The organism is Embleya sp. NPDC005971 (genome assembly GCF_040629175.1).
In the GTDB taxonomy this organism is placed as follows: domain Bacteria; phylum Actinomycetota; class Actinomycetes; order Streptomycetales; family Streptomycetaceae; genus Embleya.
Genome location: NZ_JBEXUX010000001.1, coordinates 51,944 through 76,701, shown reverse-complemented (window position 1 = coordinate 76,701; position 24,758 = coordinate 51,944). Strand labels below are relative to the sequence as shown.

Genomic DNA, 24,758 nt, shown 5'->3' with positions numbered 1-24,758 from the left:
ATCGATGATTTCGTGAATCCGGGGGGATTTTCGTGCGCGCTCGCACTTCCACACTGTTTGCCGCCGTCACCGTTTCGGTGCTCGGCGTGTCCGCACTGACGGGTTGTCAGGCCAAGGACGGGGACAAGGACGACCGGAGCGGCCCGCCGGTCGCCACGACGGCGGGGCCGGTCGACCCCGCGGTGAGCCCGGCGTCCGTACCGTCGGCCAAGGGCGAGCCGGGCACGGCGAAACCCTCGACCTCGGCCCCGTCCGCGCGGCCGACCTCGGCCGGGCCGCGCAGACTCCAGCCGTCCGCCCGGGCCGGCGGCCTGGCCAAGCTGCTCGCCGGCGGGCCCACCGACGTTCCGGTCGACCCGGGCGAGGTGCGTCACCCCACCAACAACGTCCTGGTCGCGGCGTTCGGCGCAAGCTCGGCGGGCCCGCGCTCGGTGTTGTTCGTCGGCGTGGACGGGCTGACCGGGATCGACGGCAAGCGGCTGGAGCACATGGTGCGCGGCATGGTCGAGTACGTGAACGGCAGCGGCGGCAGCGTCCCGGACGGGGCGACGATGAAGGACTACGACCCGGGGCAACTGGGCGGCACGCTGGAGTGCATGCCGGCCTCGGTCGCGCAACCGGCGGCGATCTGCGGGTGGGCGGATCGGTACACGACGGCCGTGGCCTATTTCGAGCAGTCGTCGGCGGACCAGGCGGCGGCGAAGTTCAAGGCGATGCGCGCGGATCTGGAGAAGTAGCGCGCCGTCGGCGACGCGCGGGCGCCGACCCCGGTTCGCGCGTCGCTTCCCGGTCGTACCGTCGTTGTACCGGGTGCCGACGACATGCGGCCGGACCACGGGGCGGTGGGGGCGATGAGCGACGGATACGACGGGTGGCAGGGGCCCGGGACCGGCGGGGCGGGGTATCCGACCGGTCCGCCGGGCCGAGCGCCGCGCGGTTCGCGGGACCGGTTCGCGCTCGTGGCGGGCGTGCTGGGCAGCGTGCTGGTGGTGCTCGCCGCGGTGGTGGTCGTGCTGGTCTTCCTCGACCCCGGCGACGACGGCCCGCGTCGGCCGCGCGGCCTGCCGACCGCGCCGGTCGCCGGGCGGGTCGCCGGGCCGCTCGCGATGCCGGCCACGATCGAGGCCAGGGGTCCGGTGGCCCGGAGCGCGCTGCCGACCGCGGTCGGCGAACTCGACGCGACGATGGGGCGTACCTTCACGGGCGTGCGAACCGAGGTCTTCGGTGGCGGACGGACCAGCGAGACGGTGTTGCTGACGCTGGCCACCAGGCGGGACACCGCGCCTGCGATCTACGTCCGGGACTTCGTGCCGGCGGTGCCGGTGACCGAGGACCCGGCCGTGCCCGGCCCGCCGGGGTTGCTCCGCTGCTGGAGCAACCCCGCCACGGCGATGTGTCTGTGGGGCGACGAGCAGGACCTCGTCTACGTCAGCGACGGGGCCGGCGTCGCCCACGCCCGACTGGTGATCGCGAACGTGTACGCGGGCAGTGCCCGCTAGGACGGTCCGGCGCCGCTCGGCTCAGGCGCTCTTGTCGCGCCGCTCGCGCTTGACCACGTCGCGCGGTACCAGCGTGGGGTTGACGTGCTTGAGGACCACCTGGTCGGTGACCACGACGCGGGCCACGTCCTTGCGGGAGGGGACCTCGTACATCACCGACTGGAGCACCTCTTCGAGGATCGCCCGCAGGCCACGCGCACCGGTGCCGCGCATGATCGCCTGGTCGGCGATCGCCTCCAGCGCCTCCATCTCGAAGTCCAGCTCGACACCGTCGAGTTCGAACAGCCGGCGGTACTGCTTCACCAGCGCGTTCTTGGGCTCGGTCAGGATCTGGATGAGCGCCTCGCGATCCAGGTTGTGCACCGAGGTGAGTACCGGAAGCCGACCGATGAACTCCGGGATCATGCCGAACTTCAGCAGGTCCTCGGGCATCACGTCGGCGAACGAGTCGGCGCTCTCCACATCGCGCTTGGAGCGGATCTGCGCGCCGAAGCCGATGCCCTTGCGGCCGACCCGGCCCTCGATGATCTTCTCCAGGCCGGCGAACGCGCCGCCCACGATGAACAACACGTTCGTCGTGTCGATCTGGATGAACTCCTGGTGCGGGTGCTTGCGCCCGCCCTGCGGCGGCACACTCGCGGTGGTGCCCTCGATGATCTTCAGCAGCGCCTGTTGGACGCCCTCACCGGACACGTCGCGGGTGATCGACGGGTTCTCGCTCTTGCGAGCGATCTTGTCGACCTCGTCGATGTAGATGATCCCGGTCTCGGCCTTCTTGACGTCGTAGTCGGCCGCCTGGATCAGCTTCAGCAGGATGTTCTCGACGTCTTCGCCGACGTAGCCCGCCTCGGTGAGCGCGGTCGCGTCGGCGATGGCGAACGGTACGTTCAGCATCCGGGCCAGGGTCTGCGCCAGCAGCGTCTTGCCACAGCCGGTCGGCCCGAGCAGCAGGATGTTCGACTTGGCCAGTTCGACGCCGTCGTCGCGGGACGCCTTGGCCGACTCGCCGGCCTGGACCCGCTTGTAGTGGTTGTACACCGCCACCGAGAGCGCCTTCTTGGCGACTTCCTGCCCGACCACGTAGCCGTCGAGGAACTCGTAGATCTCCCGTGGCTTGGGGAGCTCCTCGAACTTCAACTCGGAGGACTCGGAGAGCTCCTCCTCGATGATCTCGTTGCACAGGTCGATGCACTCGTCACAGATGTAGACACCCGGACCGGCAATGAGCTTCTTCACCTGCTTCTGGCTCTTTCCGCAGAACGAGCACTTGAGCAGGTCGCCACCGTCACCGATGCGTGCCACGAGGTGCATCTCCTTCGCCTGGGCCCCGGATGTCCCGGACCTGGTGCCTGGTCTTTCGACGGTACCCCGCCGGAATCTCCGATCCCCCGGTTTTGACCATCAACCGGTCACCGTTGTCCGGTCGGCGGCAAGCCGCCGACCGGGCGGGGACACTAGCCGACGACCTTCCGAGGTGCGGTGATCTCGTCGATGAGGCCGTACGCGAGCGCCTCTTCGGCCGTCAGAATCTTGTCGCGCTCGATGTCGTCGCGAACCTGCTCGATCGGCCTCGTGCTGTGCTGCGCGAGCATGGTTTCCAGCATGGTGCGCATGCGCTGGATCTCACGAGCCTGGATCTCCAGGTCGCTGACTTGCGCGCGCCCGGTTTCACTGTACGGCTGGTGGATGAGGATGCGGGAGTTCGGCAGCGCCATTCGCTTGCCCGGAGTTCCCGCGGCGAGCAGAACGGCGGCGGCGGAGGCCGCCTGGCCCATGCACACCGTCTGGATGTCGGGGCGCACGAACTGCATCGTGTCGTAGATGGCCGTCAGCGCGGTGAAGGAACCGCCGGGCGAGTTGATGTAGATCGAGATGTCCCGATCGGGGTCCATCGACTCGAGCGTCAGGAGCTGCGCCATCACGTCGTTCGCGGACGCGTCGTCGACCTGGACACCCAGGAAGATGATGCGCTCTTCGAACAGCTTGGTGTACGGGTCCTGCTCGCGGATGCCCTGCGACGTGCGCTCGATGAAGCGCGGCAGGACGTAACGGCTCTCGGCGCTGCGCGAGGCCATCGGTGCCAGGCCCTCGGGCCGGTGGAACAGATTGTCATTCATGGAAATCTCAGCCCTCCGGGACTGCGGACTCGACTCAGTGGCTGGGCGACCTGAAGCTGACCGGGGCTGGTTCGGCCGACGTGTCAGCGGTGTCGGGGCGCCGATATCAGCTCGTGCTGCCGGTGTTGGGCACCTCGGCCGCACTGCGAACCACGTGGTCCACCAGGCCGTATTCCTTGGCCTCCTCGGCGGAGAACCAGCGGTCGCGGTCCGAGTCGTGCTCGATCTTCTCGGGGGTCTGCCCGGAATGGTGCGCGATCAGGCGAGTCATCTTGCGCTTGGTGCGCAGGAGCTGCTCGGCCTGGATCTTGATGTCCGACGCCGAACCACCGAGACCGGCGGACGGCTGGTGCATCAGGATCTCGGAGTTGGCGAGCGCGATGCGCTTGCCGGGGGCTCCGGCGGTCAACAGGAACTGGCCCATCGAGGCGGCCAGGCCCATCGCGACGGTCGCGACATCGTTGCTGATCCACTGCATCGTGTCGTAGATCGCCATGCCGGCGGTGATGGAACCACCGGGCGAGTTGACGTAGAGCCAGATGTCCTTTTCCGGGTCCTCTGCGTTCAGCAACAGGAGCTGGGCGGAAATCGCGTTGGCGATCTGGTCCTCGACCACCGAGCCGAGGAAGATGATCCGCTCGCGCAGCAACCGGTTGTAGACCTGGTCGTCGAGCCCCATCCCACCCGGCTGAGATGCACGCGAAGTGGGCACCGCGAGCCCCGGAGTCACGATCTGCGGATTCGTCACGTATCCACCTGCTCGTTTCCGACGGCAATCCCGAGCCGTCACGAAGTCGACCTTGGGAGGCACCTGCGTTTGTGGCGGGTGACCCCCTTCGTACAGCGACCCTAACGCGCGGATCGTCGCAGGCCATCCCAGACTCAGGACTGTTCGCCCAGAGCGCAGCAGGGCGATATCCGGGCGGTAACGGGGTAGTCGCGCGGATCGTCACGGCGGGCGAGGGCGGTCCCGGGGTCGGGGTGCGGCGCCGCGTCGGGGTGGGCCGGGCGTCGCGGTGGGCGCGGGCGGCGGCGTGGGTCACGGTCCGGCGCGGGTCACCGTCCGGTGCGGTGGAAGGGGTGGACGACTCGTGCGTCGGGGTCGCCCACGTAGAAGTAGAGCGCCGGAGCCGCCCGGGACCCGCGGATGTACATGGTTCAGGAGCCCGGCTCCGGAGCCCGGGTCGGCGCGGTCGGCGCGCTGCGCGGCTCGGTCGAGGTGCTCGGCTCGACCGCGGGCCGCAGGACGACGGAGGCCGCCACGCCGCCGGACCCGGGCGTCGAGAACCAGGTACCGCGGCAGATCGGTGATCTCCTGGCCGACCACCGGCGTGGTCCCGGCCAACCGTCCGCGCACCTGGTTCATCCGGTCCTGTGGGGTCCCATCCGGATGGGACCGGTCTCCTCCAGGGCGTGCAGCGCCCGCTCGGCGCTTTCCGCGCAGCCGTTGAAGACGCCCACCATCCCCCGCAACCAGGCGAGGTCGACTCCGAAATCAGCGCCCATGCGATCCCCCGTACGCCTTGGACGAACCCGGCCCGGGCCGGGATGTTCGGACCACCGGACCCAACGTGTGGAGCGGATCGAGTGACGGGTCATCACGATCCGTATGTCACGCGCCGGGTCCGAATCGCCCGGACATGCCTCGTTCGGGTCGCCGAAACGCACGTGGGCCCGATCACCAACCGACGGTGATCGGGCCCACGTGTGGGGTGCTGCGGGAAGCGCTCACGCCGCGATTCGGGCGGCGGTCGCGGTTCGCGCGGGGGGATGGATCAGGCCTCGGCCTTCTCCTCCTTGGCCTCGTCCGACGCGGCGACCTCTTCGGTCTCGGCGTGGTCGTGGCCCTCGTGGTCGTCCGCGTCGTCCGCGTGCAGGTCGACACCGAGGCTGACCTCGTTGCCGGACGCGTCCTTGGCCTTGGCGCCCTTGGCGATGACCTCGAGGGCCTTGCCGCGAGCGACCTCGCCGACCAGGACCGGCACGTAGCCGGACTGCATGACCTGCTGCGCGAACTGGTCCGGGCTCATGCCGGACTGCTGCGCACGCTGGATGAGGTGCTGGGTCAGCTCTTCCTGGTTGACGGAGAGCTGCTCCTTCTTCACGACCTCGTCGAGCACGAACTGGGCACGCATGCCCTTGCGGACGCTGTCCTGGAGCTCGGTCTCGTACTCCTCGGCGCTCTGGCCCTGGATCTCCAGCCACTTGGCCAGGTCCATGCCCATCATGCCGAGCTGCTGCTCGAGCTGACCACGACGCTGCTCGATCTCCTCGGTGACCACGCTCTCCGGGAGCGGCACCTCGATCTGCTCGAGCAGGGCTTCCAGAACCTTGTCGCGACCCTCGTTCTGCTGGTCGTGCAGCTTCTGGTGGTCGAGCTTCTCGCGCAGGTCCGCCTTCAGCTCGTCGAGCGTGTCGAACTCGCTCGCGAGCTGCGCGAAGTCGTCGTCGAGCTCGGGGAGCTCCTTGGCCTTGACGGTGGTCACCACGACCGACACCTCGGCCGTCTGCCCGGCGGCGCTGCCACCCTGGAGCTCGGTCTCGAAGGTCTTGGTCTCGCCGGCCGACGCACCGATGACGGCGGCGTCGAGGCCGTCCAGCATCGTGTCGCCGCCGATCTGGTACGACATCGCCTTGGCGACGCCGTCCTCCAGCACCTCGCCGTCGACCTTGGCCTCGATGTCGACGACGACGGTGTCGCCCTCGGCCGCGGCCCGCTCGACGGTGTTCAGCGCACCGAAGCGGTCACGCAGCTCTTCGATCTTCTCGGCGACGTCCTCGTCGGTGACGGTGATGTCATCGACCTCGACCTCGATGCCGGAGTAGTCCGGCAGCTCGATCTCGGGACGGGTGTCGACCTCTGCGGTGAACTTCAGATCGGCGCCGCCGGCCAGCTCGGTCACGTCGGTGACCTCGGTGACCTCGGGCTGGCCCAGGACGCGCAGCTCGTTCTCCTCGACGGCCTTGCCGTACGAGGAGGACAGGATGTCATCGAACGCCTCGACGAAGACGGCCTCACGGCCGAAGCGCTGGTCGATGATGCGCGCAGGGATCTTGCCCTTACGGAAGCCCGGGACCGTCACCTGCTTGCCGATCTTCTTGTACGCCGCGTCGAGGCTGGGCTTCAGCTCCTCGGAGGGAACCTCGACGGTGAGCCGAACCCGGGTCGGGTTCAGCGTCTCGACGGCGCTCTTCACGGTAAGGGTCTCCTTGCTGCGGGCTGTTCTTCCGGGCCTGTGCATCTTGCCTGACGGCACACTGAAGGTTCAGAACCGGTGCTACCGATCCATCCTGCAGCGAATTCATGATGTGGTGGTCGGGGCGGGGAGACTCGAACTCCCGATCTCCTGCTCCCAAAGCAGGCGCGCTAGCCACTACGCTACGCCCCGTGGCGCCCGATGAAGTCTAGAGGACGACACGCTAGAGTCTGCACTGGCCGCGCACCAATCCGCTAACCTAGGCGCCACGTGCACGCCACACCAGCTGCGGGTGTAGCTCAATGGTAGAGCCCTAGCCTTCCAAGCTAGTGGTGCGAGTTCGATCCTCGTCACCCGCTCCAAAGGTAAAGGCCCAGGTCAGAGGCAGGTTCTCTGAACTGGGTCTTTGTCGTGTCCGGATGTTTGGTGGGCGGCGGGCCGAATTCGTGCCGGATGGCCGGGACGTTGGTCCCCCGGCCGGCCGACCTTCGTCCCGACTCTTCCAGCTCTTCGGAGTAGTTTTCGGCCCCCGGCACCCTGTGAACCGCCCGCACCTTCGCATCGAGAGCGTCGGCAATCTCACGATCGTGGGTGTTTTGACCGGTGTGCTCGGTGAAGGCGTGGCGATGCCGGGTGGCTATCGCTGGTCGGTGGCGGCGCGCCGGACTGGGGGCTGTGCCTTTTGAGCCATCGGGTGGTGGCGCCCAGGGGTGCCGGGTGTCGCCGTGGCGGACCGTGGGGCCGTGGCCGCCGATCGGGATGGGTGGGCGTGGGGCCTGGAGCGGGCCGGCGGCGGGGCCGGGCGCGGCTTCGGGTGGCGGACCCCTACGGGAGGTTGATCGCCGTGATGCCGGCGAGGACCAGGATGGTCGCGGTTATTCGGTGGCGGCCGTAGGTCTCGTGAAAGATCAGGGTGCCGATGATCGCGCCGAAGACGACCGAGGTTTCGCGGAGGGCGGCGATCGTGGCCAGGGTGCCTCGGGTCTGGGCCCAGATGACGAGGGTGTAGGCGGCCAGGGACATGGCGCCGCCGAGTAGGCCCCAGGCGCGTTGGCGGTTGGGTTCGGCGGCGGGGTCGCGGCGGCGGCGCAGGACCAGGATGGTCGGCGCCGATTCGAGGACGAACAGCCAGGCCGCGTACGACATGGCCGAGCCCGACGAGCGGGCGCCGACGCCGTCCAGGACGGTGTAGAGCGCGATCGCGCAGCCCGTGGCCAGGGCGGCGAGCACGGCGGCGGCCTCGGCGCGGCGCGGGATGCCGCCGGCCAGGGCGAGCACGAGCATGCCGGCCGAGATCACCACCACGCCGACGGTCTGGGTCACGGTCAGGTATTCGTGCAGCAGGGTCGCCCCGATCAGCGCGGTGACCCACGGGGAGGTGCCGCGGGCGATCGGGTACACCTGGCCGAAGTCGCCCAGCCGATACGTCTCCAGCAGGAGCAGGTTGTAGACGACGTGCAGGGCGGCGGAGCCGAGCAGCCACGGCCAGGCGCCGGCGGCCGGGACGCCGACGAAGGGCAGGCAGGTCAGGCCGATGGCCAGGCTCGCCACCTGGATCATCACCATCGTGCCGAGGCGGTCCTTGAGGCCGTGCGCGAGCGCGTTCCAGGCCGCGTGCAGGCCGGCCGAGCCGAGGACGGCGACGGTGACCGCCGGGGTCACGCGCGGCCGCGCGGCAGGGGGCGGACGGCCGCCCCGCTTCGGCGTTCGGCCGCCGCGGCCGGCTTCTCGGTCGTCGGCGGAGTCTGTCGTGTCCGCAACTCGGGGACGGTTTCCGCCATCTGAGGGGACGTCACTCGGGACATCCAAGCACGCGTACCGGAATAATGACCGCCCATATGACGCACACCTCTTCCGCCCTCGCCTCGCTGCGCGGCCTCGCGCTCGGCGACGCGCTCGGCGCCCAGTTCTTCGTCCCCGACAACCTTCCGCACCTGGCCGATCGCAGCCTGCCCGAGGGCAGTTGGCCATGGACCGACGACACCGAGATGGCGTGCGTGCTGCATGCCGAGTTGACGTCGCACGGCACGGTCGATCAGGACGCGTTGATCAAGTCCTTCGCCCGTCGGCACGACTTCGATCGGGGCTACGGGCCGACCACGAACCGCATGTTGCGGCTGGTCCGGCAGGGCGGTGACTGGCGGGCCCTGGCCGCCGCGCCGTTCGAGGGCCAGGGGTCGTGGGGCAACGGAGCCGCGATGCGGGTCGCCCCGTTGGGGGCGTGGTTCGCCGACGACCTGGACGCGGTGGTGGCGCAGGCCACGTTGTCCGCCGAGGTGACCCACATGCATCCGGAGGGCATCGCCGGCGCGGTGGCGGTGGCCGTCGCGGCGGCGGGTGCGGCGACTCCGGACCAACCGGGCGCGGGCGACTTCGTGAGCTTCGTCCGCGATCGCACCCCCGCCGGTGTGGTGCGCGAACGGCTGGGCGCCGCACTGGATCTGGTGGATCGTCAGGACTCGGTCGAGATCGGCCGGTTGCTCGGCAACGGCCGCCAGGTGAGCGCGCCCGACACGGTCCCGTTCGCGGTGTGGTCCGCGGCCCGGCACCTCGACGACTACGCGGCGGCCTTCTGGTCCACCGCGAGCGCGGGCGGCGACGTGGACACCACGTGCGCGATCGTCGGCTCGATCGTGGGCATCCGGGCGGAGTTGCCCGCCGAGTGGACGGAGCACGTGGAAGCGCTGCCGGCCTGGTGGCAGGACGCGCAGGCGAACTCGCCGCTCAAATAGTTGGCAAAGTTCGCCGAGGTACCCGAAGATGAGGGCGCTCTCCTCGCGATGCGGCGATCGGCACCAACATGCCTGCCGGGCAAGCCGGTTCGCAGCGCGTCGCGGCAGAGTCCCGACTCGTTCGTCGCCGGCTGAACCGTCTTGTGGGGAGACGTGGTCCGGGCCGCGGGTTCGGTGTGTCGATTTCCCGAAGGCCCGCCACCCTCGTTCGCGGCCCGCTTCGTCGCCCTCCCGCGTCGAGGCGAACCGGCCCGGGCGTCGCGGCGGGCCGACCTTCCTCGGAGGAACTCGTTCCATGCGCACATCCATGTCCAAGCCGGCCTCGATCGTGATCGCCGGTGCACTGGTCCTCGCGGCCGCCGCGTGCGGTTCCGACGACGACAAGAAGGACACCGGGAAGGCGACCGCCGGTGCGCCGGCCACGCCGGGTCCGAGCACGCCGGCGGCCGACACCCGGCCGCCGGTTGCCCCGTCCTCGCCCGCCGGCGCGGCGTCCGCGCTGACCGGCCCGCAGTTGGAGAAGGCCGTACTCACCGCCGCCGACCTGCCGCAGGGCGTCTACCTGACGAAGGCGGCGGCAGGGGCCGGCAACCGCGCGACCGCGACGCCCGCCGACTGCCAACCGCTCGTCGACCTGTTCCTGCCGAGGCAGGGCGCCATGAAGCCGACCGCCGCGGCCCAGGCGTATGTGTCGATCGGCAGCCCGATCCCCACCGGTGTGATCGGTGGCGAGTTGTTCTCCTTCTCGGGCACCGACGCCGAAACCGTGATGGCCAAGGGGCGCGCGGCCCTGAAGAACTGCGGGTCGGTGTCGACGAAGGACCCCGAGGGCGAGACCGCGACGACCAGGCACGCCGAGGTCGCCCACCCGAAGCTCGGCGACGACACCCTGGCGATCACCAGCACGCCCGAGGACGGCGGCGCCCGCGCGTCGATCGCGATCCGGGTCGGCTCCACGCTGATCGTGGTCGCTTCGGCGGAACTCTCCGGCAACACGGTCAAGCTGCCGGATCTCGCCCTGGTGACCAAGCAGGTCGAAAGGGTCACGGCAGCGGCGAAGTCCTGATTCCCGACCGGGACACCGGCGCGCGGGTGGCAAAGGCGAGTAGGTTCCAGCATGATGTTGCCGCTCTCGTTCGCTGCCCCTGTCGACGGGGTGGCCGCTCCGACCGGACACCGACGCTTCGGCTTCGAAGCGGCGAACTCCGCCCGACCCGGCGCCGGATGCCCCGCTCGCGGGTGGGGTGAGCGGGCGGCCGGTCGGCCGCTGTTCCGCTTCCTGACGGCCCATCGGATCCCGTCGGCCCGATCGCCGTCCTCGTCCGGCGTTCGGGCCGCCACCGGAACGACCGAGCTTCTTTGAAGGAATGCTGCATGCGCAAAATCGTGATCCGAGTGAGCACGGCGGTGATCGCCGGGACCCTGCTCCTGGCCGCCACCGCATGCGGTCGTGACGAGGAGGCGTTGGCGCGCAAGTACCCGAACGCGCCGACGGCCACGCCCGAGGCGGGCACCCCGGCGCCACCCGCGAGCACGCCCGCCGGCTCCGCCCCGCCGGCCCCCGCGCCGCCCGCCTCGGCCTCCTCTCCCGGCGAACCCCCGCCCGCGCTGCCACCCACCGACGAGTCCCCCGCCCCGTCCGGAACCGGCAACGGAACCGGCAACGGGACCGACCCCACCGCCCAGGCCCGCCTCGACGCCGCCCTGTTGACCGCCGCGGAAATGCCGCCCGGCTCCTACGAGGCCGGCACGGACGGCACCGAGACCCGGGAGACCGCCCGGGACACCAACTGCCAGGCACTCATCGACCTCACCCGCCCCGGCCAGGCCGCCTCGGCACCGGCCGCCGCCGCCCAGGCGGCGGTGACCCGGGGCGATCCGACGCCGACCGGCTTCACCATCGTCGAGTTGTTCTCCTTCGCCGGTACCGGCGCACAGGACCTGTTCACCAAGGGCCGCGCGGCGCTGGCGAACTGCCCATCGGTCGCCTCCACCGACGGCGACGGCGCGACGAGCACCGACAAGTACGCGGCGATCCCGCACGCGTCCCTCGGCGACGAATCGCTGGCGATCGGCATGACCCCCCAGGCGGGCGGCGCGCTGGGCCTGATCGTGGTCCGGGTCGGCCCGACGGTCGTGGTGGTCAGCAACGCGGACCTGTCCGCGACCACGCCCGCCCTGCCCGCCGACGACCTCGTCACCCGCCAGCTCGGCAAGCTCCTGGCGAGCGCCCGACCGTAGGCACCGAACCAGGCGCGGCGGGGCGTGGACACCGGTCCGCGCCCCGCCGCCGAATCAGCTCGACTCCCGTGCCCGCAAGGTCATCTGCCACAGCGTCAGATCCCCCCGTACGTCCCCTTCGCCGACCGCGACGATGGCCTGCGCCACCGCACTCGTCGGCATCAGTTGTTCGAAGGCGACCGAGGTCAACCGGGGACGGACCATCTCGCACAGCGTCAGGTCGTCGGTGCCCACGACGGCGATCTGCTCGGGGACCCGGATGCCGACGTCGGCCAACGCGCCGAGCAGCAGGGCCGCGTATTCGTCGTTGTAGCCGTACACCGCGTCCGGGCGGCCCTCGCCCTGCCACTCCCGCGCGATCCGGGCGGCCTCGGCCGGATTCTCGGCCATCTCGACCACCCGGACCCGCCCGCCCGCGCCCTCCGCCGCGGCACGAAAGCCGGTGAGCCGCGCCAGGCCCAATTCGTCCAGGCCCGGCTCACGCGGCACCACCACGGCGAAATCCCGTCGCCCCCGCTCGACCAGGTGTTCGGCGGCCCGGCCCCCCGCCGCCACGTGGTCGACCTTGAGGCTGAGCGCGACCGGAACCGAACTCTCGCCCAGGGCCACCACGGCGATGCCCCGCCCGGCCAGATACTCGACGCCCTCGGCCGACATGCGTTCCGGCAGGACCAGCACCACCGCCGGATTCAGCGCGCCCCACGCCTTCACCGCCTCGATGCCGTGCGTGGCGGGATTGCCGTGGATCACCAGCGTGTGTCCCAGGACGTGCAATTCCCGGGCCAGGTCGTCCAGGAAGCGCTGGATCAGTTGTCCGAACGGCACCTCGTAGGTCGGCACGAGCACCAGGTCGGTCCGCCCGCGCCGCAACGACCGGGCGTCCGAACGCGGCTCGTAGCCCAGGTCGGCGGCCACCTCGCGGACCCGGCGTCTGGTCTCCTCCGGGACCCGGCTGTCCTGGACGTCGTTCATCGCGTACGACACGGTCGCGCGCGAAACGCCTGCGGCGCGGGCCACATCGGCCCCGGTCGGGGGGCGTCTCGTTGTGCTCATGGGGCGATTGTCGCCCAGATCGGGGCGGCGCCCGGCACCCGGGCCGCCGGCCGGCCCGCGTGTCGAGGCACTCGCCCCGAATGGCTGACTATGTGTCAGAAAGGCCCGGCCGCATCGCGGCCGGGCCTTCCGGGAGCATCCGAACAGGGTCACCCGATGAAGGTGATCCGGTCCGCCGCCGGCGGCGCCAGGGGCGCGCTCGCCGAGGAGTGGGCCGCGAAGTAGGCCAGCAGCGCGTCCAGGTCGGACGCGCCGACCAGCTTGTTCGTACCGGTCTTGAAGGCCGCGAAGCCGTCGCCGCCACCGGCCAGGAACTCGTTCGCGCTGACCTTGTAGGTCGCCGCCGGGTCGATCGGCACACCGTTGAGCTTGACGCTGCCCGCCACGATCCGGGCCGCGCCGGTCTGCGCCCGGTCCACCGTGTAGGTCAGGCCCTTGGAGATCTGCAGGATCTTCGGGTTGGCCGCGTTCGAACCGGTGAACTGCTGTGCGAGCACGTCGAGTACGGCCTGACCCTTGAGGTCCAGGGTCTGCATCATGTTGGTGAACGGCTGCACCGTGAACGCCTCGCCGTAGGTGACGACGCCGTCGCCCTCGGCGCCGGCCGCCGCGAACTGCAGGTCGGACCGGATCCCGCCCGGGTTCATGAAGGCGATCTGCGCGCCGCCCTTGTCGGCCGGCGCGGTCGCCTCCAGTTGCGCGTCGGCGATCACGTCGCCGAGCGGCGACTCGGGCGTGGTCGCGCCGCGGCCGCGGATGTCGCCGGTGATGTACCCGATCGAGCGGTTGGCGACCGGAGCCGCGAGCTTTTGCCACTCGGCGAGCAACTGCGTCAGGTCCGGGGCCTTCGGGGTGTCCCGGCGCACGACGGTGTTCGTCGCCTTGACCGACGTACGCACGATGTCGCGCGTGCGCTTGTCGTAGGTGGCGTCGATCTTCGTGTACATCTTGCCGAACGACGAGGCGCTGGTGACCAGTCGCGGCTGCCCGGCCGGGTCCGGGATATTGCACGAGTACGCCTGGTGCGTGTGGCCGGTGACGACCATGTCGATCGCCGGGTCCAGGCCCTTGGCGATGTCCACGACCGGGCCGGACAGACCGAGGTTGCCGCCCGCGTTGCAGTCGTAGTTGTACGCGTTGCTCGCGGGCAACCCGCCTTCGTGCAGCAGTACCACGATCGACTCGACGCCGATCAGGCGCAGCCACGGCACGATGTTGTTGGCGGTCTTGATCTCGTCCTTGAACTTCAGGCCCTTGACGCCCTCGGCCGTGACGATGTCCGGCGTGCCCTCCAGGGTCATGCCGATGAAGCCGACCCGGGCACCGCCCACGTTCTTGATCGTCACCGGCGCCAGGATCGGCAGGCCGGTGCGCTCGTCGAGCACGTTGGCGGCCAGGTACTGGAAGTCGGCGCCCTCGAACTTGCGACCGGGCGTGTAACAGCCCTCGGTCGGGTGGCAACCGCCCCACTGCATGCGCTGCAGTTCCTTCTTGCCCTCGTCGAACTCGTGGTTGCCCACCGAGGTGACGTCCAGGCCGACCTTGTTCAGCGCCTCGATCGTCGGCTCGTCGTGGAACAGCCCCGACAGGAGCGGGCTCGCGCCGATCATGTCGCCGGCCGCGATGGTCAGCGAGTTGGGGTTCTTCGCCCGCTCCGCGCGCAGTTGGGTGGCGAGGTGCTCGATGCCGCCGGCCGGGATCGCCACGGGCTTGCCGTCGGGGCCGAGCTCGGTGACGGTGCCGGCGGAACCCTGCGGTTCCTCCAGGTTGCCGTGCAGGTCGTTGAGCGCGAGGAATTCGAGGTCCGTCGTGCCGGTGGGTCGGCCGTGACCGCCGCGTGCGTCGGCCATGGCCGGGCCGGTCATCGCCAACAGGCTCGCGGCGACCAGGCCGGTGAGGGCGAGGCGACCGCGGCGTCGTCTGTTCCCGAGCATGGGATCCCTTCGGATGGCGCGCTCAGTGGTGACGCGCGTAGAAGTGGGCACTGAACGTGTCTCGCAGCCAGAGATTAGGGGCAGTTCACCGACCGGCACGAGACCTCACGCGAAACCGATGCGTGAAACCGCTGTGAACTTATGTGGCCGCTACCGCGCATAGGGCATGATCAACCACCGTTTCCCACCCCCGAGGGCTGGGCAGCCGTACGGCGTGGCACCTAAAAGGGAGGGATGTCCGCGATGCGCGTGGAATTCGCGACAGAACCGGGTCATCCGGGCACGCCGAACGAGGATTTCGTCGTCGCGGGGCCGACGACGATGGTGCTGCTCGACGGGGTGACGTCCGGTTCGGAGAACGGCTGCAAGCACGGCGTCCCGTGGTTCGTCCAGCGGTTGGGCACCGCCTTGTTCACGCACAGCGCCGGGCGGCCGGACCGGTCCCTGGCCGAGTGCCTGCACGACGCGATCGAGGACACCTCGGCGCTGCACGTGGACGGTTGCGATCTGGCCCGGCCGGACGCGCCCGCCGCGACGGCGGTGGTGGCGCGGGTGGTCGAGGACCGGTTGGAATACCTCGTGTTGTCCGACTCGACGTTGTTGATCGAGCGCGACGAGGATCTGACCGTGGTCACCGACGATCGCCTGGACGTGATCTCGGTGGCCGCGCGGCGGCGCCGGGACGAGCACGCGGTCGGCGGTCCGGCCTACCTGACGGCACATCAGGAGTACCTGGACACCCTGCGGATGTCGCGGAACGTGGCCGGCGGCTACTGGGTCGCGGCGGCCGATCCGGCGGCGGCCGGCGAGGCGCTGACGGGTGGTCTGGCGCTGGGCGAGGTGCACGCGCTGGCCGCGCTGAGCGACGGGGCCAGTCGACTGGTGGACCGGTACGGGCTGAGCGACTGGGATCGATTGATGACCACACTGCGGCACTTCGGGCCGGCCGAACTGCTGGCCCGGGTGCGGGCCGCGGAGAGCTCCGACGCGGACGGGGCCAGGTGGCCGCGCGGCAAGATCTGCGACGACGCGACCGCCGTGTGGGCACTGGTGTAGACCCCGACCCGGCCCCGGACCCGGCGAAGAGCCCGGCGAAGGGCCCCACGAAGGACGCCCACCCCCGGCAGACCCACGAACGCCGGCCGGGCCCCCGACGACCCGACCGGCGTTCTACCCGTCCACCGACCTATTTCGGCAGCACGCTCTCGATCGCCGCGATCAGGTTCGGGTCGTGCGGGTCGGTCTGCGGCCGGAACCGGCCGACGATCGCGCCGTCGGCGGAGAGCAGGAACTTCTCGAAGTTCCACTGCACGTCACCCGAGCCGCCCTCGGCGTCGGAGGCCGCGGTGAGCACGTCGTAGAGCGGGTGCCGGTCCGGACCGTTGACGTCGATCTTCTCGGTCAGCGGGAACGTCACGCCATACGTCGTGGAGCAGAATTCGAGGATCTCCTGGGCGCTGCCCGGCTCCTGGCCCATGAACTGGTTGCACGGCACGCCCACCACGGTGAAGCCGCGGGCGCCCAGTTCCTTCTGCAGTTCTTCGAGGCCGGTGTACTGCGGGGTCAGACCGCACTTGGACGCGACGTTGACGACCAGTGCGACCTTGCCCTCGGTGACGCCGCCCAGGGTCGTGCTCTCCCCCGCCAGCGTGGCGATGGGTGTATCGAGGATGCCCATGATCGTTGTCCTTCCTGCGTGGTGCCGCTCGCAGCGACGCGGTCCGGTGACGTGGAGCGCTGTGCGGCGGCGCGAGTAAGACCTGAAGACTCGACGCTATCGAGCACAGCCGTAGGCTGCCCGACCCGGTCAGGCCGAATCACCGCGCCGGGCGGCGTACACACCCGCCAGCCCCGCCCGCCACCCCACCGCGCACGGCCCGGTGATGGCCGCGCGCCTGGTCGTGTCCTGCACCTGTCCGCGCAGCGTGCCGGGCTGTTCGCGGACCACCACCTCGGCCGGCAGCCCGCTCAGGTCGGCCATGTGCGCCGCCCACTCCTGCACGCTCACCGGCTCGTCGCCGCCCCAGTTGACCACCGTCGCGGGGGTGGACGCCGCGTCCAGCAGGGCCGCCGTCTGGCTGTTGATGTCGTCCTGGTGGATCGGGCTGTACATGCACGGATCCCAGCGGGTGACGATCGGCTTTCCGGCCAGCACCGCGTCCAGGTGCATCGTCGGCAGGCCGCCGCCCGGGCCGTAGGAGGCGTTCATCCGGGCGATCACCACCGGGAGGTCGAAGGCGCGGGCGCAGTAGCGCGACACGGCCTCCTCGGCGGTCTTGGAGACCGAGTAGGTGGGCGCGTGCGAGACGTTGGCGTCGCCGAGCGGGTCGCTCTCGTGGAAGACGTGCATCGGGTCCGGCTGCGGCTTGAGCACCGACGCGGTGGACATCACCAGCGCCGCCTTGGCCCGGCGACAGTGCTGGAGCAGCAGCCCGGTGCCCTCCGCGTTGACCCGCAGCGCCTCGTCGTAGTCGAGTCCGGGCCCCTGGAAGGTGGCCAGGTGCAGCACATAGGTGAAGTCCCGGGGCAGTTCGTCGAACCGCCCGGCGCCGAGGTCGACGGCGCGCGTGGTCACCCCCAGCGCGTCGACCCGCTTGCGGTCCTCGGGATTCGAGAAGCGGGCGATGCCCCACACCTCGTTGTCCCGGGCCAGGTACTCGGTCAGCGGGTAGGCGATCTGGCCCGCGGGACCGGTGATCAGGATCTTCTCGCCGGACAACATGCGGCTCCTCGGGTGACTCGGGTACTCGGGCACACGATCCGTACGGGATCCGGCTGCGATCCGTACGCGATGTACGACGTCGAACTCGACGCTACATCTGACGTACCGTCATATCCGAGACGGTGCGGGGAGACCAGAGCGTCCACACGTGTCGCCGAACACCCCGACGGCGCCCTCCGCACGGGGGTGGCGGAGGGCGCCGGGGTATCGAGGACGGGCCTGCGCGCCCGGACGGCGGGCCCGGGCACGTCGGCCGGGCCCGAACTCAGACCTCGATCTCCTCCTCGACCCGCTTGAGGCTGTGTCGGGCCAGCGCGAGATTGGCGCGGTCCTTCATCAGCACGAGATACAGGAACAGACCCTTGCCGGCCCGCCCGGAGAGCGGCCGGATCAGGTGATACTGCTTGCCGAGCGTGATCAGGATGTCCTCGATCTGATCGCCGAGGTGCAACATCTCCATCGTGCGCATCTTGGCGCGCATCACGTCGGTGTTTCCGGCGGCGGCCACGTTCAGGTCGAGTTCCTTGCTGCCGCCGAGAATTCCCAGCGCCATTCCGCTGGTGTAGTCGACCAGGGCCACTCCCACGGCGCCCTCGATCGTCATTGCTTCCTTGAGGGCCGTTTCCATATTGGCCATGATTGCCTCCGGGGCGATCGGCGGTGCGGCTTTCCGGTGGACTCCGACGGGCTCGTCCTCGGGCGGTGCGTCACCCGGGGTCGGCACGGCGACCGGGACCGAATCGATCGGTTCGGCGGCGCCCGCCGCAGGGGTGTCGACCTCGACTGCTTCGCTGACGTTCGTCTCGGTCACCGCGCCCCGCTCGGTGTCGGACCCGACCGGCGGGTCGCCTGATCTGCGTCGGGACGGCCTGGACCGCCTCGGGGGTTGTGCCATCTCCGGCCGGCTCCTCGCCATCGGGCTCCGCGCCGGCGACCCCGGCGCGAGCGACCCTCGCCGGCCCGAGTCGCCCCGGAACCGGTCCGTCCCGGCCCGGGACACCGCCGGATCGGCGCGCCCGAGGCCGGACACCGAGGGCGCCCGGGCGCCGATGCCGACGACCTCCGTCGAATTCCCGCCGCCACCGCTCACGTCACGCGCCCCTTCCCCCTGGTGTGCGCCGGTCGAGTTGCCGTATGCCCGCCCGAGTTGCCCGCGCGCCCGCATTTTGCCGCGCGTGCTCGGATTTCGCGGGGCGGATCCGGTAATTCGAGTTCGACCGCTTCGAACTCGACGTCCCGGACTCGCTGAACGGCAGCGTAGAAGCAGCCCGGAGCGGACTGCGGGCAATATTCGCTTAATTCCCGGAAACCCGACCCGAACGACGACGGGGCGCTAAACTCCCCGGCTTCGCACGAACGAACGCCCGCCGAGGGCTGTCCCCGGATGTGACTCGCCGGTAGCGTCGGCCGAAGTCCCGCGCGCGCCGAGTCCGAGGAGATGGACATGTCCGACACCGATGCCCAGCAGGCCCAGGACGTGCAGGCCCAGGCCCCGCCGCAACCGGTGTCGCCCGCGGACCTGACCTTCGCGCTGCCGCCCACGTTCGACACCGTCGAGCGGGAGCGCCGGCACCGCAAGGAGCGATTGACCGCGGCCCTGCGGCTGTTCGGCCGATTCGGCTTCGAGGAGGGCGTGGCCGGGCACATCACGGCGCGCGACCCGGAGTTCACCGACCACTTCTGGGTCAACCCGTTCGGGATGTCGTTCAAGCACATCACCGTGGACGACCTGATCCTGGTCAACCACGACGGGCAGGTCGTCGAGGGCCGATTCCACGTCAACCAGGCCGCGTTCGCGATCCACTCGCAGATCCACGCGGCCCGCCCGGACGTGGTCGCGGCGGCGCACAGCCACTCCGTGCACGGGCGGGCGATCTCCGCGCTCGGCGTCCGGCTCGAACCGATCACCCAGGACGTGTGTCCCTTCTACGAGGACCACGAGGTGTTCGACGACTACGCGGGCGTCGTGCTCGACGCCGAGGAGGGGCGCCGGATCGCCAAGACGCTCGGCCCGCGCAAGGCGCTGATCCTGCGCAATCACGGCCTGCTCACGGTCGGGCAGTCGGTCGACGCCGCGGCGTGGTGGTTCATCACCATGGAGCGCTCCTGCCAGGTGCAACTGCTCGCCCGGGCGGCCGGCGAGCTCAAGCCGATCTCACCGGAGAACGCGCGGCTGACCCGCGAGCAACTGGGCAACGACACGGTGGCCTGGATCAACTACAAGCCGCTCTACGACGTGATCAGCCGCTCCGAGCCGGACCTGTTCGGGGCCCAGGGGCCGATGACGCTCTGATCGCCGCGGTCACCGGATCGCGACGTTCCCACGCTTGCGGTGACCGCTCGATCACCCGCTGCCGCCCGGTCGGCACCCGTGTGCGCCGACCGGGCGCAATCTCGGCGATATCCGGTCGCGGCGGGAGTCAACCCGCCCGGTTGCGGAAAGTACAAAGGCATGTACGAACGGAGCCTTCCGCAGCACTTCGCGCGTTCGGCGCGCCCCGCCCGGTCGGGTGCCCGAGTGTGGCTGCCCGAGGTCGAGAGCCGGCTCGATCCGTTGGTGTTGTGGCGTCGATTCGGCCAGTTCCTGGTGGACGTGGTGGCGTCGGCGCTGTTGCCCGGAGCCGCGATGTTCCTGTTCGTCCTGCTGCCCACGCACCCCGACGGTTCGATCCGCAGCGGTCCGCTGACCGCGACGATCACCGCCGGCGTGGTCGTGGTCGCGGTCGCGATCCTGTTCTGGTACTGGGTGCTGCGACCCGCCGAGCACGACGGGCGCACCTGGGGCATGCAGGTGTTCGGCATCCGCGTCGTGGACGTCTCCGGGGGACGCGCCGGCCGACGCCAACTCGGGACCCGTTGGCTGCTGTTGCTCGTCGACGCCTTCGCGCTCGGGGCGATCGGGCTGACCGCGGTGCTCACCAGCGAGCGGCGCCAGCGGGTCGGCGACCGGGTGGCGGGCACCCTGGTGGTCCGCGGTCGCGGACCCGGCCTGGACTGAGCGGCCCGCGCGGTGTCGGGCCGCGGGTCGGTGCCACCCGCCGCCCTCCCCCGTCGCGCCCGCGAACGGCCCGTCCCCGCACCTCGACGGCGTGCCGGAATGCGGCTATTGCTCGACCGCTCCGCCCCTCTTGTGGCCTTGCGCACGGTTTGCAAATGCCACCTTGTCGCCATGTCCATCCGACCACTAGTGTCGGCTCGCCGTGGTGTTCGGGAAGCCGGTTCGATGCCGGCGCGGCCCTCGCCACTGTGATCGGGAAGTTCTCCTCCATCCCCGCGGAAACGTTGAGTCGTCGCCTCGGGGAAGCCACTGGGACCGCTTGCGCGGCCCCGGGAAGGCGGAGACGTGAACGTACGACCCGTCAGCCAGGAGACCGGCCACGGCGATCGTCCGTCCACGAGGTGTTGGAGAGGGACCCTTCCTCATGCATATCGCCGAGGGCTATCTACCCTGGGAACACGCCGTCGCCTGGGGCGTCGCGTCGACCCCGTTCGTCGTACACGGCGCCCGCGCGCTCACCCGCGAGGTGCGCGACCGCCCCGAGAACACCCTGCTGCTGGGCGCTTCGGGCGCCTTCTCGTTCGTCCTGTCCGCGCTGAAGATCCCTTCGGTCACCGGGAGTTGCTCGCATCCCACCGGCACCGGGCTGGGCGCCATCCTGTTTCGACCACCGATCGTGGCCGTGCTGGGCACGATCACCCTGCTCTTCCAGGCGCTGTTGCTGGCGCACGGCGGGCTGACCACGCTCGGCGCGAACGTGTTCTCGATGGCCATCGTCGGCCCGTGGGCCGGCTACGGCGCCTATCGGCTGGCCCGCTCGCTGCTCGATCGACGCGGCGGCACCATGCCGCTGGATGTCGCGGTGTTCCTGGGCGCGTTCGTCGCCGACCTGAGCACCTACTGCGTCACCAGCGTGCAGCTCGCGCTGGCCTTCCCCGACCCCGACAGCGGATTCGCCGGTGCCCTGGCCAAGTTCGGCGGCATCTTCTCGCTCACCCAGATCCCGCTGGCGATCAGCGAGGGTCTGCTGACCGTGCTGGTCGTACGCCTGCTGCGGCAGTCCAGTCGCGGCGACCTCATCCGCCTCGGCGTGCTCACGGACGCGCGGGTCGCCCGCGAGGAGGAGAAGAGCAAGTGAAGCGCTCGACGAAGATCAACCTGCTGATCGTGCTGGCCGTGGTGCTGCTCGCGGCGCTGCCCGTGGTGTTCGGGATGGGCGACCACAAGGACGAGCCGTTCACCGGCGCCGACTCCCAGGCGGAGACCGCGATCACCGAGAACGACCCGGACTACAAACCGTGGTTCAGCCCGCTGTACGAACCGCCGTCCGGCGAGATCGAGTCCGGTCTGTTCGCGTTGCAGGCCGCCCTCGGCGCGGGCGTGGTCGGTTACATGTTCGGCGTCAAGCGCACCCGGCGCCGACTCGCGCCGGAGGCGGCGGATACGCCCGACGAGCCGGCGGACACCACCGGCGAGGCACCGGTATCGGTCCCGGGTCGCTGATTCCGTGTTGCCGATCGACGCGGCGGCGCACGCGAGTTCGTGGCGCCGCCGCCATCCGGCCGACAAGGCCGTGCTCTCCTTCGGGCTGCTCGGATGCGCGGTGGCGCTGCCGCCGTGGCCCGGCGCGGTGCTGGTCGCCGCGACCGTGCTGGTGATCGCGTTCGGGTTCGCGAAGGTGCCCGCCCGGCGACTGTGGCGGGCCGCCCGGGCACCGCTGGGCTTCGCCGCGACCGGCGCCCTGACGCTGCTCGTGACCATCGGCGCGGACGGCGTCGGCTGGGCCGAGGACGGGCCGCGGCGCGCGGCCGAGTTGCTGGTCCGCTCCGGTGCCGCCGGTCTGGCGATGTTGCTGTTCGCGTTCACCACGCCGCTGTCGGACGTGTTGCCCAGACTGACCCGGGTGGGTGTCCCGGCCGCCGTGGTGGACGTCGCGGCGGTGATGTACCGGATGTTGTTCCTGCTCTACGACACGACCGCGCGGATCAACCAGGCGCAGGCCGGCCGGCTGGGCCACCGCACCCGGCGGGCCCGCTGGCGGTCGGTGGCCGGGCTCGGCTCGGCGGTGTTCGTGCACGCGTTCGCCCGCGCCCAGCGGCTGGAGGCGGGCCTGGCCGGGCGCGGCTACGACGGGCGGCTGCGGGTGCTGGTGGACGAGGTACCGATCTCGCGCGCCTTCGTGGCGGGCTCCCTGACCCTGGTGGCGGCGGTCGTCGCCGCCACCCTTCTCCTGGTATCGGTGGTGCCGTGATTCCGTTGCGTGTACGAGAGATCGGCTATGCCTACCAGGACGGGCCGCCGGTGTTGAGCGACCTGTCCCTGACCGTTTCGGCCGGGCGGGCGCTGGCCCTGCTCGGGCCGAACGGCAGCGGGAAGACCACGCTGCTGCGGCTGTTGACCGGCGGTCTGGTGCCGGACTCGGGGCGGGTCGAGCTGCACGGGGTGCCGATTCGGCACGACCGCAAGGGGCTCACCGCGCTGCGCCGCGTCGTGCAGTTGGTCGTCCAGGATCCCGACGACCAGTTGTTCTCCGCGTCGGTGGCCCAGGACGTCTCGTTCGGGCCGCTCAACCTGGGGCTGGACCCGGCCGAGGTGCGCTCGCGGGTGGCCGAGGCGCTGGCCGCGCTCGGGATCACCGCGCTGGCCGAACGGCCGGTGCACCTGCTGTCCTTCGGCCAGCGCAAGCGGGCCGCCATCGCCGGGGCGATCGCGATGCGGCCCGAGGTGCTGGTGTTGGACGAGCCGACCGCGGGCCTGGACCCGGCCGGGCAGGAGGCGCTCCTGGACACCCTCGCCGAGTTGCGCGCGGCCGGGACGACGGTGGTGATGGCCACCCACGATGTGGACCTCGCGCTGCGCTGGGCCGACGACGCGGCCGTGCTCGCCGACGGGCGGCTGCACACCGGGCCGGCCCCGGTGCTGCTCGCGGACACCGCGTTGCTGGCCGCGGCGAGTCTGCGGCCGACCTGGGCACACGCGGCCGCCGCCGTGCTGGCCGCACACGGCCTGGCGCCGGCGGGCGTGCTGCCCCGGACGCCGACCGAGTTGGCCGCCCTGGCGGTACGACCGACGACCCTCGAACCCCGCTCCGGTTGAGCCGGCCCGCCGGGGCCGCTCAGCGCCGGCGCAACAACACCACCGCGCGGTCGTCGCTCACATTGCGGCCGGCCGCCGCCACGATCCGCCGCGCCGCGTCGCGGAAGTCGTCCCGGACCATGCGCTCGGCCTCACCGAGGAAGCGGTCGATGCCGGTGGCGATGTCCTCGCCCGGCAGCTCCACCATGCCGTCGGTGAACAACAGGAGCGCGTCCCCTCGGCCCAGCCGGCCCTTGACGCCCTCGAAGCCGGCGTCCTCGATCACCCCCAGGAGCGGGCCGACCGCCTCGATCACCTGCCACCGGCCGGAACCGGCGATCCAGTGCACGCCCGGCGGGTGGCCCGCCGAGATCAACTCGTAGTCGCCCGACTCCAGGTCGAGCACGACGTGCACCGCCGTCGCGAAGCCCTCCGCCCACTCCTGGCGCAGCAGGTAGTCGTTCGCCGCCGGCAGGAAGTCGCGTGGGGGCAACGAGCCGAGCAGCCCGCCGAACGCGCCGGAGAGCATCAGCGCGCGCGAGCCCGCGGCCAGCCCCTTGCCGGAGACGTCGACAAGCACCACCTCCAGCACCCGCCCGCCGCCGGCCCCCCGGGAGGCGACCAGGAAGTCACCGGAGAACGATTGCCCACCGGCCGGCCGCAACACCACCTCGGTATGCCACTGCGGCGGCAACACCGGCATCTCGCCCTGGGCCCGCAACCGGTCGCGCAGGTCGAACAACATCGACTCGCCGCGCGTCCACTGCACCCCCAGGCGGGTCCGCATCCGCGCCATCAGCAGCACGATGCCCGCGATCGCGCCGACCACCAGGACGGTGCCGCCGGTGACCTCCGCGGGGTCGTGCACCTGGTGCTGGGCGATCAGCACACCCGCGGTGGCCGCGTACAGGAGCAACAGGCTGGGCATCCGCAGCACCAGCCCGCCGATCAGGATGGGCACCACCGCCATCGTCGCGGGAAACCACGACGCGTTCACGTCCGACAACAGGCCGCACGCGGTGACCGAGGCCAGCAGTCCGGCCAGGGCGAACCCGTCCGAGGGCAGCACGTGATGCCGCAGCCAGGACACGACCCGGCGCCCGGAGCGCGCCAATGCCGCGCGCCTCCCGGTCCTGCCCACCCGGTTTCCACTGCTCGTCGGCGCGGCCACCCCGCGACACTACCGAACG

The 24,758-nt window shown here is 70.8% G+C and carries 24 protein-coding genes, 2 tRNA genes and 1 riboswitch; of the genes, 13 read left to right on the top strand and 13 right to left on the bottom strand.

All coding sequences use genetic code 11. From position 1 onward, the window contains the following. Positions 1-86: 86 nt before the first annotated feature. On the top strand, positions 87-737 hold the full coding sequence (locus ABZ374_RS00365; RefSeq protein WP_360304481.1) for a hypothetical protein: 651 nt from the start codon (positions 87-89) through the stop codon (positions 735-737). Between the two features lie 114 nt (positions 738-851). Next, positions 852-1,499, top strand: coding sequence for a hypothetical protein (locus ABZ374_RS00360; protein WP_360304479.1), 648 nt, complete (start codon positions 852-854; stop codon positions 1,497-1,499). Between the two features lie 21 nt (positions 1,500-1,520). On the opposite strand, the gene clpX is transcribed toward ABZ374_RS00360, so the two are convergent. From clpX to ABZ374_RS00330, 6 genes are all read right to left on the bottom strand, one after another. Next, positions 1,521-2,801 (bottom strand): ATP-dependent Clp protease ATP-binding subunit ClpX, encoded by a 1,281-nt coding sequence (gene clpX, locus ABZ374_RS00355; protein ID WP_360304477.1) that lies wholly within the window; start codon positions 2,799-2,801, stop codon positions 1,521-1,523. A 152-nt stretch (positions 2,802-2,953) separates the two neighbouring features. After that, entirely contained in the window at positions 2,954-3,616 is a 663-nt protein-coding gene (locus ABZ374_RS00350; RefSeq protein ID WP_360304475.1) for an ATP-dependent Clp protease proteolytic subunit, read from the bottom strand. Between the two features lie 106 nt (positions 3,617-3,722). After that, positions 3,723-4,295 carry an ATP-dependent Clp protease proteolytic subunit gene (locus tag ABZ374_RS00345; protein ID WP_020550724.1) on the bottom strand — a complete coding sequence of 191 codons (573 nt, stop codon included), beginning with the start codon at positions 4,293-4,295 and terminating at the stop codon, positions 3,723-3,725. Positions 4,296-4,978: 683 nt separating this feature from the next. Next, entirely contained in the window at positions 4,979-5,122 is a 144-nt protein-coding gene (locus ABZ374_RS00340) for a hypothetical protein (protein ID WP_360304473.1), read from the bottom strand. Positions 5,123-5,391: 269 nt separating this feature from the next. After that, positions 5,392-6,813 carry a trigger factor gene (gene tig, locus ABZ374_RS00335; RefSeq protein ID WP_360304471.1) on the bottom strand — a complete coding sequence of 474 codons (1,422 nt, stop codon included), beginning with the start codon at positions 6,811-6,813 and terminating at the stop codon, positions 5,392-5,394. A 116-nt stretch (positions 6,814-6,929) separates the two neighbouring features. Continuing rightward, positions 6,930-7,005, bottom strand: a tRNA-Pro gene (locus ABZ374_RS00330). A 96-nt stretch (positions 7,006-7,101) separates the two neighbouring features. On the opposite strand from ABZ374_RS00330, the gene ABZ374_RS00325 reads away from it, so the two are divergent. Further along, a tRNA-Gly gene (locus tag ABZ374_RS00325) sits at positions 7,102-7,175 on the top strand. Positions 7,176-7,638: 463 nt separating this feature from the next. Here ABZ374_RS00325 and ABZ374_RS00320 read toward each other — a convergent pair. Beyond that, positions 7,639-8,475 carry a DMT family transporter gene (locus ABZ374_RS00320; protein WP_360304469.1) on the bottom strand — a complete coding sequence of 279 codons (837 nt, stop codon included), beginning with the start codon at positions 8,473-8,475 and terminating at the stop codon, positions 7,639-7,641. Positions 8,476-8,651: 176 nt separating this feature from the next. Here ABZ374_RS00320 and ABZ374_RS00315 point away from each other — a divergent pair, with 176 nt between their 5' ends. The 3 genes from ABZ374_RS00315 to ABZ374_RS00305 all read left to right on the top strand — a co-directional run bounded on the left by ABZ374_RS00315 (position 8,652) and on the right by ABZ374_RS00305 (position 11,786). Continuing rightward, complete coding sequence (locus ABZ374_RS00315) at positions 8,652-9,545, top strand: ADP-ribosylglycohydrolase family protein (RefSeq protein WP_360304467.1); 894 nt, start codon at positions 8,652-8,654, stop codon at positions 9,543-9,545. A 295-nt stretch (positions 9,546-9,840) separates the two neighbouring features. Beyond that, positions 9,841-10,611: a hypothetical protein gene (locus ABZ374_RS00310; protein WP_360304465.1), complete on the top strand. Its 771-nt coding sequence runs from the start codon at positions 9,841-9,843 to the stop codon at positions 10,609-10,611. A gap of 308 nt (positions 10,612-10,919) precedes the next feature. Then, entirely contained in the window at positions 10,920-11,786 is an 867-nt protein-coding gene (locus ABZ374_RS00305; protein ID WP_360304463.1) for a hypothetical protein, read from the top strand. A gap of 54 nt (positions 11,787-11,840) precedes the next feature. On the opposite strand, the gene ABZ374_RS00300 is transcribed toward ABZ374_RS00305, so the two are convergent. Both ABZ374_RS00300 and ABZ374_RS00295 read right to left on the bottom strand, forming a co-directional pair. Further along, the gene (locus tag ABZ374_RS00300) at positions 11,841-12,839 is read right to left on the bottom strand and encodes a LacI family DNA-binding transcriptional regulator (RefSeq protein WP_360304461.1); all 999 of its coding nucleotides are present in this window, start codon (positions 12,837-12,839) and stop codon (positions 11,841-11,843) included. A gap of 149 nt (positions 12,840-12,988) precedes the next feature. Beyond that, positions 12,989-14,704, bottom strand: coding sequence for a bifunctional metallophosphatase/5'-nucleotidase (locus tag ABZ374_RS00295; protein ID WP_360305434.1), 1,716 nt, complete (start codon positions 14,702-14,704; stop codon positions 12,989-12,991). A gap of 312 nt (positions 14,705-15,016) precedes the next feature. Here ABZ374_RS00295 and ABZ374_RS00290 point away from each other — a divergent pair, with 312 nt between their 5' ends. After that, the gene (locus tag ABZ374_RS00290) at positions 15,017-15,829 is read left to right on the top strand and encodes an integrase (RefSeq protein ID WP_360304459.1); all 813 of its coding nucleotides are present in this window, start codon (positions 15,017-15,019) and stop codon (positions 15,827-15,829) included. A gap of 130 nt (positions 15,830-15,959) precedes the next feature. Here ABZ374_RS00290 and ABZ374_RS00285 read toward each other — a convergent pair whose 3' ends face one another. The 3 genes from ABZ374_RS00285 to ABZ374_RS00275 all read right to left on the bottom strand — a co-directional run bounded on the left by ABZ374_RS00285 (position 15,960) and on the right by ABZ374_RS00275 (position 18,132). Continuing rightward, positions 15,960-16,451: a glutathione peroxidase gene (locus ABZ374_RS00285; RefSeq protein ID WP_360304457.1), complete on the bottom strand. Its 492-nt coding sequence runs from the start codon at positions 16,449-16,451 to the stop codon at positions 15,960-15,962. A gap of 129 nt (positions 16,452-16,580) precedes the next feature. Beyond that, positions 16,581-17,495 carry an NAD(P)-dependent oxidoreductase gene (locus tag ABZ374_RS00280; protein ID WP_360304455.1) on the bottom strand — a complete coding sequence of 305 codons (915 nt, stop codon included), beginning with the start codon at positions 17,493-17,495 and terminating at the stop codon, positions 16,581-16,583. Between the two features lie 265 nt (positions 17,496-17,760). Beyond that, on the bottom strand, positions 17,761-18,132 hold the full coding sequence (locus ABZ374_RS00275; protein WP_126642630.1) for a hypothetical protein: 372 nt from the start codon (positions 18,130-18,132) through the stop codon (positions 17,761-17,763). A gap of 807 nt (positions 18,133-18,939) precedes the next feature. Between ABZ374_RS00275 and ABZ374_RS00270 the strand changes: the two genes are divergently transcribed. The 6 genes from ABZ374_RS00270 (at position 18,940) to ABZ374_RS00245 (ending at position 23,589) form a co-directional block, all read left to right on the top strand. After that, the gene (locus tag ABZ374_RS00270; RefSeq protein WP_360304453.1) at positions 18,940-19,788 is read left to right on the top strand and encodes a class II aldolase/adducin family protein; all 849 of its coding nucleotides are present in this window, start codon (positions 18,940-18,942) and stop codon (positions 19,786-19,788) included. Between the two features lie 159 nt (positions 19,789-19,947). Continuing rightward, positions 19,948-20,493 carry an RDD family protein gene (locus tag ABZ374_RS00265; protein WP_360304451.1) on the top strand — a complete coding sequence of 182 codons (546 nt, stop codon included), beginning with the start codon at positions 19,948-19,950 and terminating at the stop codon, positions 20,491-20,493. A 186-nt stretch (positions 20,494-20,679) separates the two neighbouring features. Further along, a riboswitch (cobalamin riboswitch) is annotated at positions 20,680-20,890 on the top strand. Positions 20,891-20,917: 27 nt separating this feature from the next. After that, positions 20,918-21,631 carry an energy-coupling factor ABC transporter permease gene (locus tag ABZ374_RS00260; RefSeq protein ID WP_360304449.1) on the top strand — a complete coding sequence of 238 codons (714 nt, stop codon included), beginning with the start codon at positions 20,918-20,920 and terminating at the stop codon, positions 21,629-21,631. Next, positions 21,628-21,996 carry an energy-coupling factor ABC transporter substrate-binding protein gene (locus tag ABZ374_RS00255; RefSeq protein ID WP_360304447.1) on the top strand — a complete coding sequence of 123 codons (369 nt, stop codon included), beginning with the start codon at positions 21,628-21,630 and terminating at the stop codon, positions 21,994-21,996. Before ABZ374_RS00260 ends, ABZ374_RS00255 begins: the two co-directional genes overlap by 4 nt. A gap of 4 nt (positions 21,997-22,000) precedes the next feature. Beyond that, the gene (gene cbiQ / locus ABZ374_RS00250) at positions 22,001-22,744 is read left to right on the top strand and encodes a cobalt ECF transporter T component CbiQ (protein WP_360304445.1); all 744 of its coding nucleotides are present in this window, start codon (positions 22,001-22,003) and stop codon (positions 22,742-22,744) included. Further along, positions 22,741-23,589, top strand: coding sequence for an ATP-binding cassette domain-containing protein (locus ABZ374_RS00245; RefSeq protein WP_360304443.1), 849 nt, complete (start codon positions 22,741-22,743; stop codon positions 23,587-23,589). Before cbiQ ends, ABZ374_RS00245 begins: the two co-directional genes overlap by 4 nt. A 19-nt stretch (positions 23,590-23,608) precedes the next feature. Here ABZ374_RS00245 and ABZ374_RS00240 read toward each other — a convergent pair whose 3' ends face one another. After that, positions 23,609-24,709, bottom strand: a complete 1,101-nt coding sequence (locus tag ABZ374_RS00240; RefSeq protein WP_360304441.1) for a PP2C family protein-serine/threonine phosphatase — start codon at positions 24,707-24,709, stop codon at positions 23,609-23,611. Between the last annotated feature and the right edge of the window lie 49 nt (positions 24,710-24,758).

Bases quoted from the DNA above. Each gene is read 5' to 3' on its own strand.
- ABZ374_RS00275 (WP_126642630.1), bottom strand. From the start codon at position 18,132: ATGGCCAATATGGAAACGGCCCTCAAGGAAGCAATGACGATCGAGGGC.
- ABZ374_RS00345 (WP_020550724.1), bottom strand. From the start codon at position 4,295: ATGGGGCTCGACGACCAGGTCTACAACCGGTTGCTGCGCGAGCGGATC.
- ABZ374_RS00305 (WP_360304463.1), top strand. From the start codon at position 10,920: ATGCGCAAAATCGTGATCCGAGTGAGCACGGCGGTGATCGCCGGGACC.
- ABZ374_RS00270 (WP_360304453.1), top strand. From the start codon at position 18,940: ATGTCCGACACCGATGCCCAGCAGGCCCAGGACGTGCAGGCCCAGGCC.
- ABZ374_RS00280 (WP_360304455.1), bottom strand. From the start codon at position 17,495: ATGTTGTCCGGCGAGAAGATCCTGATCACCGGTCCCGCGGGCCAGATC.
- ABZ374_RS00300 (WP_360304461.1), bottom strand. From the start codon at position 12,839: ATGAGCACAACGAGACGCCCCCCGACCGGGGCCGATGTGGCCCGCGCC.
- ABZ374_RS00285 (WP_360304457.1), bottom strand. From the start codon at position 16,451: ATGGGCATCCTCGATACACCCATCGCCACGCTGGCGGGGGAGAGCACG.
- ABZ374_RS00360 (WP_360304479.1), top strand. From the start codon at position 852: ATGAGCGACGGATACGACGGGTGGCAGGGGCCCGGGACCGGCGGGGCG.
- ABZ374_RS00295 (WP_360305434.1), bottom strand. From the start codon at position 14,704: ATGACCGGCCCGGCCATGGCCGACGCACGCGGCGGTCACGGCCGACCC.
- ABZ374_RS00350 (WP_360304475.1), bottom strand. From the start codon at position 3,616: ATGAATGACAATCTGTTCCACCGGCCCGAGGGCCTGGCACCGATGGCC.
- ABZ374_RS00265 (WP_360304451.1), top strand. From the start codon at position 19,948: ATGTACGAACGGAGCCTTCCGCAGCACTTCGCGCGTTCGGCGCGCCCC.
- ABZ374_RS00315 (WP_360304467.1), top strand. From the start codon at position 8,652: ATGACGCACACCTCTTCCGCCCTCGCCTCGCTGCGCGGCCTCGCGCTC.
- ABZ374_RS00290 (WP_360304459.1), top strand. From the start codon at position 15,017: ATGCGCGTGGAATTCGCGACAGAACCGGGTCATCCGGGCACGCCGAAC.
- ABZ374_RS00340 (WP_360304473.1), bottom strand. From the start codon at position 5,122: ATGGGCGCTGATTTCGGAGTCGACCTCGCCTGGTTGCGGGGGATGGTG.
- ABZ374_RS00260 (WP_360304449.1), top strand. From the start codon at position 20,918: ATGCATATCGCCGAGGGCTATCTACCCTGGGAACACGCCGTCGCCTGG.
- ABZ374_RS00310 (WP_360304465.1), top strand. From the start codon at position 9,841: ATGCGCACATCCATGTCCAAGCCGGCCTCGATCGTGATCGCCGGTGCA.